This is a genomic window from Corallococcus sp. AS-1-12 (assembly GCF_020036995.1).
Classification (GTDB): domain Bacteria; phylum Myxococcota; class Myxococcia; order Myxococcales; family Myxococcaceae; genus Corallococcus.
Map to the genome: position 1 here is coordinate 12805 of NZ_JAIQDD010000009.1, position 14205 is coordinate 27009.

10 protein-coding genes are annotated in these 14205 nt (G+C 69.6%); 9 read left to right on the forward strand and 1 reads right to left on the reverse strand.

Features of this window, described 5'->3' with window-relative positions; genetic code table 11:
* The first annotated feature begins 99 nt into the window (after positions 1 to 99).
* From K8556_RS16855 to K8556_RS16870, 4 genes are all read left to right on the forward strand, one after another.
* A complete protein-coding gene (locus K8556_RS16855; protein ID WP_223741103.1) occupies positions 100 to 504 on the forward strand; it encodes a DoxX family protein in 405 nt (134 codons plus the stop codon).
* 87 nt (positions 505 to 591) lie between these two features.
* Complete coding sequence (locus K8556_RS16860; protein WP_223741104.1) at positions 592 to 1533, forward strand: DUF808 domain-containing protein; 942 nt, start codon at positions 592 to 594, stop codon at positions 1531 to 1533.
* 133 nt (positions 1534 to 1666) lie between these two features.
* A complete protein-coding gene (locus tag K8556_RS16865) occupies positions 1667 to 3760 on the forward strand; it encodes a PQQ-dependent sugar dehydrogenase (protein ID WP_223741105.1) in 2094 nt (697 codons plus the stop codon).
* Positions 3761 to 3953: 193 nt separating this feature from the next.
* Entirely contained in the window at positions 3954 to 5687 is a 1734-nt protein-coding gene (locus tag K8556_RS16870) for a DUF4394 domain-containing protein (protein WP_223741106.1), read from the forward strand.
* Positions 5688 to 5798: 111 nt separating this feature from the next.
* On the opposite strand, the gene ppk2 is transcribed toward K8556_RS16870, so the two are convergent.
* Positions 5799 to 6599, reverse strand: a complete 801-nt coding sequence (gene ppk2 / locus K8556_RS16875; RefSeq protein ID WP_223741107.1) for a polyphosphate kinase 2 — start codon at positions 6597 to 6599, stop codon at positions 5799 to 5801.
* A gap of 224 nt (positions 6600 to 6823) precedes the next feature.
* Here ppk2 and K8556_RS16880 point away from each other — a divergent pair, with 224 nt between their 5' ends.
* From K8556_RS16880 to K8556_RS16900, 5 genes are read left to right on the forward strand one after another with little or no spacing between them, the layout of a single operon-like run.
* The gene (locus tag K8556_RS16880; protein ID WP_223741108.1) at positions 6824 to 8419 is read left to right on the forward strand and encodes an efflux transporter outer membrane subunit; all 1596 of its coding nucleotides are present in this window, start codon (positions 6824 to 6826) and stop codon (positions 8417 to 8419) included.
* Between the two features lie 10 nt (positions 8420 to 8429).
* Positions 8430 to 9440: an HlyD family secretion protein gene (locus K8556_RS16885; protein ID WP_223741109.1), complete on the forward strand. Its 1011-nt coding sequence runs from the start codon at positions 8430 to 8432 to the stop codon at positions 9438 to 9440.
* A gap of 25 nt (positions 9441 to 9465) precedes the next feature.
* Positions 9466 to 12264, forward strand: coding sequence for a ribosome-associated ATPase/putative transporter RbbA (rbbA, locus tag K8556_RS16890; protein ID WP_223741110.1), 2799 nt, complete (start codon positions 9466 to 9468; stop codon positions 12262 to 12264).
* A 2-nt stretch (positions 12265 to 12266) separates the two neighbouring features.
* Positions 12267 to 13391: an ABC transporter permease gene (locus K8556_RS16895; RefSeq protein ID WP_223741111.1), complete on the forward strand. Its 1125-nt coding sequence runs from the start codon at positions 12267 to 12269 to the stop codon at positions 13389 to 13391.
* A 28-nt stretch (positions 13392 to 13419) separates the two neighbouring features.
* A complete protein-coding gene (locus K8556_RS16900; protein ID WP_223741112.1) occupies positions 13420 to 14193 on the forward strand; it encodes a hypothetical protein in 774 nt (257 codons plus the stop codon).
* Positions 14194 to 14205 lie beyond the last annotated feature (12 nt).

Sequence of the window (14205 nt, forward strand, 5' to 3'; positions counted from 1 at the left end):
CCCGGGCCCGCGCCCGGCATGGGCGCGGGCCCGCTGTTATGGTCCACGGCCTGGCGCCGGGACCTCCCCATCTCCCCCGGCGCACGCTCGGAGGATGTCATGGGATTCCTGCGGCCCCACGCTGACCGCATCTACGCGCTGCTCCGCATCGCCGCGGGGCTGATGTTCATGCAGCACGGCATGCAGAAGCTCTTCGGCATGTTCGGCGGGGTGCCCGCCGGGGCGCCGCCGTTCGTCGTCTACGGGGCGGGCCTCATCGAGTTCGCGGGCGGCCTGCTGGTGGCGCTCGGGCTGTTCGCGGGCCCGGCGGCGTTCATCTGCAGCGGAACGATGGCGTTCGCCTTCTTCATGGGGCACGTGGTCCCCAACGGGGGCAACCTCATCCCCATCCAGAACCAGGGCGAGCTCGCGGCGCTCTACTGCTTCGTCTTCTTCTACATCGCCGCGCACGGCTCCGGCATCTGGAGCGTCGACGCCGCGCGCCGGGGCACACCCCGCGTGTGAGCGCCAGGCCGTGCCCTGGAGCCCCCGGTGTGCTAATCCGCGCGGGCAGCAGGGTGACGTCCCCACCCCCCAGCCCGGAAGACATCCATGGCAGGCAGCAGCCTGATTGCGCTCATCGACGACATCGCCACCATCCTGGATGACGTCTCCATCCTGACGAAGGTGGCGGCGAAGAAGACGGCGGGGGTGCTGGGAGACGACCTGGCGCTCAACGCGCAGCAGGTGACGGGCGTGAACGCGGACCGCGAGCTGCCCGTGGTGTGGGCGGTGGCGAAGGGCTCGCTGGTCAACAAGGCCATCCTGGTGCCGGCCGCGCTGGCCATCAGCGCGCTGGCGCCCTGGCTGGTGACCCCGCTCCTGATGGTGGGCGGCGCCTTCCTCTGCTTCGAGGGCTTCGAGAAGCTGGCGCACAAGTTCCTGCACGGCAAGGAAGAGGACGAGGCGCACCACGCCGAGCTGCGCAAGACGCTGGAGGACCCGAGCGTGGACCGGGTCGCCCTGGAGAAGGACAAGATCAAGGGCGCGGTGCGCACGGACTTCATCCTCTCCGCGGAGATCATCGCCATCACGCTGGGCACCGTGGCGACGGCGGACTTCGCCACCCGCGTCACGGTGATGGTGGGCATCGCGCTCATCATGACGGTGGGCGTGTACGGGCTGGTGGCGGGCATCGTGAAGCTGGACGACGCGGGCCTGTACCTCAGCCGCAAGGGCGGCGGCTTCGCGCAGGGCCTGGGCCGGGGCATCCTCCGCGCGGCGCCGTGGCTGATGAAGTTCCTCTCCGTGGCGGGCACGGCGGCCATGTTCCTGGTGGGCGGCGGCATCCTGGTGCACGGCGTCTCCGGCCTGCACCACGCGGAGCAGTCCATCACCGCGTGGGCCGGGCGCGTCCCGGGCGTGGGCAGCGTCCTGGGCGGGCTCACCCCCATGCTGCTCAACGCCGCGGTGGGGCTGGGCGCGGGCGCCGTGCTGGTGCTGCTCTTCACCCTGGGCCAGAAGCTGTTCAAGGGCCGCGGCGCCAAGAAGTAGCGTCAGGCGGCGGGCCCGTTCACCGCGGGCACCTTCTGACGGGGGCTCAACACCCAGCGGTGCATCCCAGAGAGTCCCCTTGAGGTCTTCACGGAATTCCTTGAACTAGCAGGAATTCCAAAGGAGCGCCTCAATGCACCTGCGTCCCCCACCCGCCTTCGTCCGCCGTACGGGACTGGCCCTCTGCTTCACCGTGGCCGTCGCCTGTGGCGAAAAGCCGGAGAGCGGCCCCGACCTCCAGACCCAGACCACGGCGGTGACCGCCGGTTCGCGAATCATTGGCGTGCAGTCCGGCCGCTGCCTCGACGTGGCGCAGAACAGCCAGACGCCGGGGCAGGAGCTCCACATCTACGACTGCAACGGCCAGGACAACCAGCGGTTCCTCTTCACGCCGGAAGGCGAGCTTCGCGCGTTCGGCGGCTCCTGGTGCGTCCAGCCGGAGACCGCCAGCTCCGGGGCCCGGGCCGTCATCGCCGCCTGCAACGGGACGGCGAACCAGCGGTGGGTCCGCGACACCAGCGGCGCGGTCATCCACACGGCGACCTCGCTGTGCCTCGACGTGTCCGGCCAGGCCACCGCCAACAGCTCGAAGGTCATCGTCTGGACCTGCAACGCGCAGACGAACCAGCGGTGGTCGTTCCCAGCCGACACCCAGGCGCCCACCGTGCCCACGGGGCTCGCGCTGTCCAACGTGACGTGCAACTCGGCCACGCTGTCCTGGTCGCCGTCCACGGACAACGAGGGCGTCGCGTTCTACGACGTCTACCATGACGGCCAGTGGATGAAGTCCGTCTCCGGCGCCACGGTGTCCACCGGGCTGACCCTGGTCCCCGGCGTGACCTGGGGCCTGTATGTGAATGCGCGGGACGCGGTGGGCAATGTCTCCCAGGGCAGCGCCACGCTCTCCATCACCGTGCCGCAATGCCAGGCGGACACCCAGGCGCCCAGCATTCCCACGGGCGTCACCGCCACCGCGTCCGGCACCAGCGTGACGGTGAATTGGACCGCGTCCACCGACAACGTGGGCGTGAGCGCGTACGACGTGTTCCGGGGCGGCGTGAAGATTGGCACGGTGGCCGGCGCTCCGCCCGCGACGACCTTCGTGGACAGCGGCCTGTCCGCGAACACGGCCTACACCTACGCCGTGCTCGCGCGCGACGCCCAGGGCAACGCGTCCGCCCAGAGCGCGTCCGTGACGGTCACCACCGGCCAGGCCTGCGCGAACGCCGTCTGCTCCGTCACCCAGGTCGACACCGACACGGACATCCCGTGGGGCCTGGTGAGCCTGCCGGACGGGGCGGTGCTCTACGGGCGCCGCGACGCGCAGGACATCATTCGCCTGGACCCGGCGACGGGCCAGAAGACGTCCGTGGGCACCGTCCCCAACGTGCAGAGCACCGACGGCGAGGGCGGCCTGATGGGGCTGGCGCTCTCCCCCACCTTCGCCACCGACCGCTGGCTGTACGTGATGCACACCTCCCCCACCGACAACCGCATCGTGCGGCTGCGGTATGAGAACGGCGCGCTCAACACCGCGTCGCTCCAGGTGCTGCTCCAGGGCATCGGCCGCAACAAGTTCCACAACGGCGGGCGCCTGCGCTTCGGCCCGGACGGGAAGCTCTACGCGTCCACGGGGGATGCCCAGAACGGCGCCTACGCGCAGGACCTCAACAACCTGGCTGGCAAGGTGCTGCGCCTCAACGCCGACGGCACCGTCCCGTCCGACAACCCCTTCGGCAACTACGTGTGGAGCTACGGCCACCGCAACCCGCAGGGGCTGGCCTTCGACTCGCAGGGCCGCCTGTGGGAGCAGGAGTTCGGCAACTCCGTGATGGACGAGACCAACCTCATCCAGAAGGGCGGCAACTACGGCTGGCCCAACTGCGAGGGCACGGTGTCCCAGGGTGGCTCGGGCTGCGCGACGCCCGGCTACATCGCGCCGAAGCAGACCTACGCCACGGCGGACGGCTCGTGCTCCGGCATCGCGGTGGTGCGCGACGTGCTCTACGTGGCCTGCGCCCGCGGCACGCGCCTCTACCGCGAGGTCATCAGCGGCTCCAACCTGACCAACGTGCAGCAGTTCTTCGTCGGCACCTACGGCCGGCTGCGCACCGTGGAGCCGACGCTGGACGGCAACCTCTGGCTGACCACCACCAACCAGGGTGACAAGGACAGCATCCCCAACAACAGCAACGAGCGCATCTTCCGCGTCGTGCTGGGGCAGTAGCCAGGCGAAGCCCCCGTCGGCGGCGGCCCCGAGCGCTCCCGGGGCCGCCGTTGGAACAGGTCCAGGCGGGTCCCCATGAGTCCGAGATTCAAGAATGAAACAATTCACTGAATCGACACGAGGTTGAATCCAGTTTCGAGCCCCCCGCGTAAGGCACTGGGAACACCGCTTCAGCGAACCCACCGGGGAGACCATGCCGCTCATCCGAAATCCGAACCGAATCATCGCCGCGCTCGCCACCGCGCTCATGCTCACGGCCTGCGGAGATGATGACGACGATGTCCCGCCCACGCCCCGGCCGGACGCAGGCGCGGACGCGGGCACCGGCACGGATGCCGGCACGGACATGGATGCCGGCGCCGACGCGGGCACGGAGATGGACGCCGGGACGGATGGCGGCTCCAACCCGGTCATGGTGGGTGACGTCGTCGCCCTGACGGCCTCGAACAAGCTCGTGTCCTTCAATCGGGCGACCCCTGGCACGCTGATGAGCTCCGTGGACGTGACGGGCCTGAACGCGGGCGAGTCGCTCCTGGGCATCGACTACCGCCCGGCGGACTCGCGGCTCCATGGCCTCACCAGCGCGGGGCGCATCGTCACCCTGGCGCCGGACACCGGCGTCGCCACCGTGAAGGCCACGCTGGCGGCCATGGCGGGAGACGACAACCCGTTCACCGCGCTGACGGGCACCGACTTCGCCGTGGACTTCAACCCGGTGGCGGACCGCCTGCGCGTGGTGAGCGACACGGGACAGAACCTGCGCATCAACGTGGACACCGGCGCCACCATCACGGACGGAGACATCAACGGCGGCACGGGCGCGCAGGTGACGGGCGCGGCCTACACCAACTCCTTCCCGGAGACGGTCAGCACCCGCCTCTTCGTGCTGGATACGGCGACGGACACCGTCTACCTCCAGGACCCGCCGAACAACGGCACGCTCACCGCCCCCGTGCCCCTGGGCGTGGACGCCTCCGGGGTGAATGGCTACGACATCGACGCCTGCACCAACGTGGGCTACGCCGCGCTGACGGTGGGCGGCACGCAGCGTCTGTTCCGCATCTCCCCGGAGAAGGCGGCGGGGGCGGCCACGGAGCTCGCGGTCATTGGAACGACGGAGCCCCTCAAGGGACTGGCCCTGAAGCAGGACACGGCCCCCGCGCTCTACGGCCTCACCACGGACGGCCGGCTCGTACGGGCCGCGCTCTCCGCGCCCAATACCCTGACGGCGACGGTGGCCCTGACCGGCGTGCCCGCGGGCGAGACGCTGCTCGGCATCGACGCGCGCCCGGCGGACCGGAAGCTGTATGCCCTTTCCTCCGCCGGGAAGCTCTACACGGTGGAGCCCCAGACGGGTGCGGTCACCGCGAAGTCCACGCTGGCGGCGGATCCCGCTGACACGACGGCGCCTTTCACCGGCCTGGTGGGGACGCAGTTCGTCATCGACTTCAACCCGGTGGCGGACCGCCTGCGCGTGGTGAGCGACACGGGGCAGAACCTGCGCATCAACGTGGACACCGGCGCCACCACCACGGACGGGGACATCAACCGCGCGCCGGCCGCGACCGTCTTCGGCGCCGCGTACACGAACAGCGTGGCGGGGGCCACCGCGACGACGCTGTATGACCTGGAGCGCAACAGCCACGTGCTGGCCCGGCAAGACCCGCCGAACAACGGCACGCTGGTCAACGTGGGCGCCCTGGGAGTGACGTTCGTCGGCGCGGCGGGCTTCGACATCGCGGGGGGTGACAATGGCTTGCCGCTGGTGGCGGGGCGCACGGCGGCCAGCGGTCCCCATGTCCTGTACCAGGTGAACCTGCTGACCGGCGCGGCCACGTTCTTCCCGCGCACCGCGACCACCGCGGACATGGCCTCCGTGGGTGGCGCCTCCGGCCCCGAGCTGAGGGACATCGCCCTCGTCTATTGAAGACGCGGGGCCTGGCATCGCGAGGAGGCTCCATTCTCCCCGCGATGCCCTTCTTCCCGCGCGTCCCGGACACCGCCGCGCCGTGACGCAGGGTTCACCGCGTCACGGCGCTCAGTACCGCTCGGGGATGAAGTTCCGTCCCTTGAGCGAAGCGGCGTCGTCGTACTCGCCATGCCTGGAGCGGGGGGGCAGCTTCACCTTGGCGCGCTTCACCTTCTCGTAGGGAAGCTGCTCCAGCAGGAAGCGGATGCAGTTGAGCCGCGCCTTCTTCTTGTTGTCGGACCGCAGGATGTGCCAGGGCGCGAAGGGCGTGTCCGTCGCGGCCAGCATCTGGTCCCTCGCCCTGGAGTAGTCGTACCAGCGCTTCCAGGACTTGATGTCCATGGGGCTCAGCTTCCACTGCCGCAAGGGGTCGTCGATGCGCGCCGCGAACCGCCGCGCCTGCTCCTCCTTGCCAACCTCCAGCCAGATCTTCAGCAGGAGGATTCCGCTGTCGACCATGTACTGCTCGAAGACGGGGCAGCCCAGCAGGAAGCGCTCGTGCTCCTCGGGAGTGCAGAAGCCCATCACGGGCTCGACGCCGGCCCGGTTGTACCAACTGCGGTCGAAGATCACGATCTCTCCCCCCGCGGGGAAGTGCGGCACGTACCGCTGCAGGTACATCTGGGACTTCTCCCGGCTCGACGGCGCCGGCAGCGCCACCACGCGAAACACCCGGGGGCTCACCCGCTCGGTGATGGCGCGAATCGTCCCGCCCTTCCCCGCGGCGTCCCGGCCCTCGAACACCACGATGACGCGCATCTGTGTGTGCTTGACCCAGTCCTGAAGCTGGCAGAGCTGGGCCTGGAGCTTGCGGAGCTCCTTCGTATACGCCTTGCGCTTCAGGGGCTCTGCGTGGGTGTCCTGTGCCATGGCCATAGGGTTGTGCGGCCCCCGGGTGCACGCAATGCGTGCCATTGGGCAGGGTGGCCACCCGACAGCCACGCCGTCCCCGGGTCCGTGTCTGTCTTGAGCCAGCGGACACCGGGGGTTGCCCCGTGGGGCAGAGCCGGGCACCTCGTACTTCCGCGCGCCGGCGCTCGTGCGGATCCTCGCCGCCCATCGAGATGTCGCGGATGCGGGGGACGGCCAACGCCATGCATGGGATGAAGCCGGGGTTCGCGTCCTTCGCCGGCGCCGTGCCGCTGCTCGGCGTCCTCGCCGCGCTCTCCGGATGCGCGGTCGGTCCCGACTTCAAGAGGCCGGAGGCCGCGGTCGCCAGGGAGTGGCGCACCCAGGGCGACCCACGCCTGTCGACGCAGGACGCGGTCGACACCCAATGGTGGAAGTCCTTTGGCGACCCCTCGCTCGACCGGCTCGTCGAGCTCGCCGCCCGGCAGAACCTGTCGCTCCAGATTGCAGGCCTGCGCATCGTCGAGGCGCGCGCCCAGTTGGCCATCCTCACCGGCCGGCAGTATCCGCAGGTCCAGGCCTTCAGCGGCAGCGCCTCCGCGGTGGGCCGCAGTGAGAACTCCGCCGCGGCCAACCCCTTCGACGTGGAGGGCCTGGGCTCCATCGACCGCCACTTCCTGGAGTACCAACTGGGCTTCGACGCGCTGTGGGAGTTGGACTTCTGGGGCAAGTACCGGCGGGGCGTGGAGTCGGGCACCGCGGGCCTGCTCGCGTCCGTGGCGGACTACCAGTCCTCGCTCGTGTCGCTCACCGCGGAGGTCGCGCGAACCTACGTCCTGGTCCGCACGTACGAGGTGCTCATCGAGCAGGCGCAGGAGAACGCGCGGATCCAGGAGGAGGGCTTCCGGATCGCCGAGGCGCGCTTCAGCAACGGCGCCACCTCGGAGCTGGACATGACGCAGGCCTCCACCCTGCTGGAGAGCACCCGGGCCACCATCCCCCAACTGCAGGCAGGGCTGGAGCAGGCCCGCAACGCGCTGAGCACGCTCCTGGGCCAGCCCACGGGCGAGGTGGAGGCGCTGCTGGCGGGCCCCAAGCGGATCCCGGTGGCGCCCGCGACGGTGGCCATTGGCATGCCGGCGGAGATCCTGCGGCGGCGCCCGGATGTCCGCGGCGCGGAGCTGTACGCCGCCGCGCAGTGCGCGCGGATTGGCATCGCGGAGGCGGAGCTCTACCCGAGCTTCTCCCTCTTCGGGACCATCGGGCTGCAGGCGAGCACCAGCGCCGCGGCCTCCAGCAACCTCTTCTCCCTGGGCAGCCTCTTCTATTCCGTGGGCCCCCGCATCGTCTTTCCCTTCCTCAACTACGGCCGCCTGAAGAACGGGGTGCGTGTCGAGGACGCGCGGTTCCAGCAACTGCTGGTCAACTACCGCAACACGGTGCTCAAGGCGGCCCAGGAGGTGGCGGACGCCCTGACGGGGTTCATCCACGCCCAGCAGGCCATGACCTTCCAGCAGGCCGCGGTGAAGTCCGCGCAGCGGTCGGTGGAGCTCGCGGTGGTGCAGTACCGCGAGGGCGCCGTGGACTACCAGCGCGTGCTGGACGCGCAGCGCTCGCTCCTGGAGCAGCAGAACAACCTGGTCCAGACGAGCTCCTCCATCGCCACGAACCTGGTCGCCCTCTACAAGGCGCTGGGCGGAGGCTGGGAGGTCCGCCGCGACCAGCCCATCGTGCCCGAGCCGATGCAGGCCGAGATGGAGCAGCGGACCCACTGGGGCGACATGCTGTCCAAGCCGCGGACGCAAGAAACCAAGGCGGGCTCGCAGCCCGTCAAGCCATAGAGGGTCCGCCATGCCCTGGAAGCCGAAAGGGAAATCCAAGTGGGTCATCGGGCTCGTCGCCCTCGCGCTGCTCGCGTTCATCGGCTTCCGGTACTGGAAGGGGAAGAAGGCCGCGCTGCCGGAGGGAATCGTCTCGGGCAACGGCCGCATCGAGGCGAAGCTGGCGGATGTCGCCGCGAAGGAGCCCCTGCGGGTGAAGGAGGTCCTCGTCAACGAAGGCGACCTCGTCAAGCCAGGGCAGGTGCTGGTGCGGCTGGACACCACCACGCTGGAGTCCAGCCTGGCGGAGGCCAACGCGAACGTCGCGGCCACGCAGGAGAAGCTGGCGGTGGCCGAGGCGGGCATCGTCAGGCAGAAGAGTGAAATCGAGCTCGCCACCATCGAGGCGGAGCGCGCCCGGAGGCTGGTGGCGAAAGGCGCCGGCTCGCAGCGGGACCTGGACGTCCGGACGAGCCAGTTGGAGACCACCCGGGCCAGCCTGGCGGAGGCGGAGGCCACGCTGAAGACCTCGCGCGAGGAGATCGCGGTCGCGAAGGCCAACGCCGCGACGATTCAAACGCGCATCGCCGACGCGACGCTCCGGTCCCCGGTGACGGGCCGGGTCCTCTACCGCCTCGCCGAGCCCGGCGAGGTGCTGTCTCCCGGCGGGCCGGCGCTCACGCTCGTGAACCTGGAGGACGTCTACATGGAGATCTTCCTGCCCGCGAGCGAGGCCGCCCGCGTGAGGATTGGCTCCGAGGCGCGCCTCACCGTCGACTTCGAGCCCGACCGCTCCATCCCCGGCTACGTGTCCTTCGTATCGCCGGAGGCGCAGTTCACGCCCAAGCAGGTGGAGACGAAGAGCGAGCGGGAGAAGCTGGTGTTCCGCCTGAAGCTCCAGGTCCCCCGGGAGCTGGCCAGCCGCTACGTCGAGCGCATCAAGACCGGCATCCGCGGCGTCGGCTACGTGAAGGTGGACCCCTCCGCGAAGTGGCCCTCCCGGCTGCGCGACGTCGTCACGGCGGAATCCGAACCCCGCTAGCCCACAGACCCGGGAGGGCCGCGCCATGGTCTCATCCACGTCTCCAGGGCCGCCGGCCCGCCTCTCCAGCCGGCTCGTGGTCTCCATCCAGGGCGTGACCCACCGCTACGGCAAGGCCGTCGCGCTCGACGGCCTGTCGCTCGACGTCCCCAGCGGCATCCGGGTGGGCATCGTGGGGCCGGACGGCGTGGGCAAGTCCACGCTGATGGCCCTGGTCGCGGGCGCCAAGAAGATGCAGCAGGGACGCGTCCTGGTGCTGGACGGGGACATCGCGGACGCGCGGCACCGGCGCCAGGTGGGCCCGCGCATCGCGTACATGCCCCAGGGCCTGGGCAAGAACCTCTACCTGGAGCTCAGCGTCTACGACAACGTGGACTTCATGGCCCGGCTCTTCGGGCTGTCCCCCGAGGAGCGCAAGGTGCGCGTCCCGGAGCTGCTCGCGGCCACCGGCCTGGGGAGGTTCGCCGAGCGCCCCGCCGGCAAGCTCTCCGGCGGCATGAAGCAGAAGGTGGGGCTGTGCGGCGCGCTGGTGCACGACCCCGACCTGCTCATCCTCGACGAGCCCACCACCGGTGTGGATCCGCTCTCCCGGCGGCAGTTCTGGACCCTCATCGACGAGATCCGCGCCGGGCGCCCCGGCATGAGCGTCATCATCTCCACGGCCTACATGGACGAGGCGCAGCAGTGGGACTGGATCGTCGCCATGGACGCGGGGCGCGTGCTGGCCACGGGGTCCCCCGCGGAGCTGATGGAGCGCACGGGCACCCAGGACCTGGAGAAGTGCTTCATCGCGCTCCTGCCCGAGGAGAAGCGCCGGGGCCACAAGGAGATCATCATCCCGCCCCGCGCGCAGGGCAACGCGGAGCTGGCCATCGAGGCGCACGGGCTGACCCGCCGCTTCGGGACCTTCACCGCCGTGGACCACGTCACCCTGTCCATCGAGCGGGGAGAGATCTTCGGCTTCCTGGGCTCCAACGGCTGCGGCAAGTCCACGACCATGAAGATGCTGACCGGCCTGCTGCCTCCCACGGAGGGCACGGCGAAGCTCTTCGGCAGCTCCGTGGACGCGGGCAGCATGGAGGTGCGCAAGAACCTGGGCTACATGACGCAGGCGTTCTCGCTCTACGGCGAGCTGAGCGTGCAGCAGAACCTGGTGCTGCACGCCCGGCTCTACCACCTGCCCCCGGACAAGGCGAAGGCGCGCATCGAGGAGCTGGTCGAGCGGTTCGGGCTGGGCGCGCACCTGGAGGCGCTGGCCGGGGACCTGCCCATGGGCCTGCGCCAGCGGCTCTCCCTGGCCGTCGCCGTGCTGCACGGGCCGCAGATCCTCATCCTGGACGAGCCCACGTCGGGAGTCGACCCGGTGGCCCGGGACAGCTTCTGGGAGCTGTTGATCGACCTGTCGCGCAAGCAGGGCGTCACCATCTTCGTGACCACGCACTTCATGAACGAGGGCATGCGCTGCGACCGCATCTCCCTCATGAACGCGGGCAAGGTGCTGGCGGCGGACAGCCCCCAGAAGCTCATCGAGGCGCGGAACGCGGACAGCCTGGAGACCGCCTTCATCGGCTACATGGAGGACGCCATCGCCGAGAAGGCGCGCGCCGAGGGCAAGGACACGCCCGCCGCCCCCGCGCCCGGAGCCGCGACGCCCCAGGCCCAGGCCGGGCCCCGGACGGACCGGGCCGGCCTCCGGCTGGGGCTGGGCCGGCTGCTCGCGTATGCCTCCAACGAGACCAGCCAAATCCTCCGCGACAAGGTCCGGCTGGCGTTCGCCTTCATCGGCTCGGCGGTGCTGATGCTCGTCTTCGGCTTCGGCATCACGACCGACGTCGAGAACATCCGCTATGCCGCGCTGGACCTGGACCAGTCCCCGGAGAGCCGCGCGTACCTGGAGCAGTTCAGCGCGGCGAAGCCCTACTTCGCCCCGACTCCGCCCGCCACGTCCTCGGTCGAGGCGCTCCGCCGGCTCCAGTCAGACGACGTCTCGGTGGTGCTGGAGATTCCGCCGCGCTTCGGCCTGGACCTCCGCCGGGGCTCCGGCCCCGAGGTGCTGGCGCAGGTGGACGGCGCCATGACCTTCCGTGGCGACACCGTCGCGCAGTACGTCCAGGGGGTCCACAGCCGGATGCTCCAGGATCCCGCGAGCGGCTTCCACTCCGCCAGCGCGCGGAAGTCCACGGCCAACATCGAGGAGCGCTACGTCTACAACCCCACCTTCGAAAGCATCTACTCCATCGTGCCGAGCGTCCCCGCGCTGCTGCTGCTGCTCATCCCGGCCATCCTCATGACGGTGAGCATCGTGCGGGAGAAGGAGCTGGGGTCCATCATCAACTTCTACGTCACGCCCACGGGGCGGCTGGAGTACCTGCTCGGAAAGCAGTTGCCCTACGTCGCCATCGGCATGGCCAACTTCTTCATCCTGACCGCGCTGTCGCTGGTCGTCTTCAGCGTCCCGATTAAAGGCAGCTTCCTGACGCTGGTGGTCTGCGCGCTGTTCTACGTCACGGCGACGACAGGCATTGGGATGGTGACGTCCACCTTCACCGGCAGCCAGGTGGCGGCCGTCTTCGTCACGGCCATCCTGACCATCGTGCCGACCATCCAGTTCTCCGGCCTGTTGCAGCCGGTGTCCACGCTCCAGGGTGGAGCCAGGCTCGTCGGCTCCATCTGGCCGGCCACCTACTACATGCACGCCAGCCTGGGCGCCTTCACCAAGGGGCTGGGCGCGGGCCTCATCCTGAGGGACGTCGCCTTCCTGGCCGTGTGCGTCCCCCTCCTCCTGGCCGTCAGCGTCCTCGGCCTGAGAAAGCAGGAGAAATAGCAGTGAACTCGCTGCTGAACATCCTGTGGCTCGGGCTCAAGGAGATCCGCAGCCTGCTCAGCGACGCGGTGCTGGTCGTGTTCGTCGTGTATGCGTTCACCCTGGCCATCTACGTCCAGGCCACGGGGACCTCCAGCGAGGTGAACAACGCCTCCATCGCCTTCGTGGACGAGGACGGGTCCGCGTTGTCCAAGGAGCTGCTCAACGCGTTCTATCCGCCCCGCTTCAAGTCGCCGGAGGTCATCACCGCGGATGACATCCAGCCGGACATGGACCGGGGCCGGTTCATGTTCGTCGTGGTGATTCCGCCCCGCTTCGAGCACGACCTGCGCGCGGGGCGCAACCCGGACGTGCAGGTGAACATCGACGCGACCGCCATGCAGCAGGCGGGCATCGGCTCCGGCTACATCAAGAACATCCTCAACGACCGCATCTCCTCCTTCCTCAAGCGCACGGAGGAGACGGGGCCGAAGCCCGTCAACCTGGTCATCCGCAAGCTCTTCAACCCCAACGGGGTGTCGTCCTGGTTCAAGAGCGTGGTGGCCATCATCAACCAAATCACCCTGCTGACGGTCGTCCTCACCGGCGCGGCGGTCATCCGGGAGCGCGAGCACGGGACGCTGGAGCACCTGCTCGTGATGCCGCTGACCTCGTTCGAGATCGCCATGGCGAAGGTCTGGGCCAACGGCCTGGTCATCCTCGTCGCGACCGGGGCTTCGCTGTTCTTCGTCGTGAACCTGGTGCTGGAGGTGCCGTTCGCCGGCTCGGTGGCGCTGTGGTTCGTGGGCGTGGTGCTCTACCTGTTCTTCGCCACGGCGCTCGGCATCTTCCTGGGGACCATCTCCCGCTCGATGGCGCAGTTCGCGCTGCTCATCATCCTGGTGGTCCTGATGCTGATGCTGCTCTCAGGCGGGAGCACGCCCGTGGAGAGCCAGCCGAAGTGGCTTCAGGCCCTCACGTACCTGCTGCCGGCCCGGCACTTCGTCAGCTTCTCCCAGGTCATCATCTACCGCGGCGGAGGGCTGTGGGCCGTCTGGCGCCAGTTCCTGATGGTGAGCGCGGTGGGCCTGGGGTTCTTCGTCTACAGCCTGGCGCTCTTCCGCAAGTCCATCGCGGTGAGCAAATAAGGTCCGCGGAGGCGCTATCCTCCGGGCGATGAGACTGCTCCCCCGGCTCCACCTCTTCGAGTTCCTCGACCAGTCGTGGCTGCCCGCGCCGCTGCGCCGCGGCGAGGTCGACTACCTGCACGTCGTGCTCGACAAGACGCGCCCCTACGACAGCGTGGTCCCCCAGTTGGCGGAGCTGCTGCGCATGTCCGGCACGAACCGCGTCATCGACCTGTGCTCGGGAACGGGAGGCCCCTGGCGCACCCTGCTGCCGGCGCTGCGCCGCGTGCATGGCGAGGCGGAGGTGGTGCTCACCGACCTCCACCCCACCCCGGCGCTGGAGCTGCCCGAGGGCGCGCGGTACCACGACGCGCCGGTCGACGTGATGCGCGTCCCGGAGGAGCTCACGGGGCTGCGCACCCTCTTCGAGGGACTGCACCACTTCCGCCCGAAGCAGGCGAAGGCCCTCCTCGCGGACGCCGCCACGCGCGGCGTGCCCATCGCCGCCTTCGAGCTCACGCAGCGCTCGCTGCTGTACGTCCTCTTCCAACTCCTGCTCATCATCCCCCTGGTCTGGGGCTTCACGCCGCTCATCCGCCCGCGCTCCGGGTGGCGGCTGGTCTTCACGTACCTCATTCCCATCATCCCCCTGCTCATCCTCTGGGATGGCGTGGTGTCGTCGCTGCGGACCTACACGCCGGAGGACCTGGAGGAGCTGACCGAGGGGCTCGACACCCACGGCTACCGCTGGCACAGCGGCGTCCACCGCGCCAACGGAATGACCATCACCTATCTCCTCGGACTGCCTCGCCGGCAGCCCTGAGGACGAACGGGC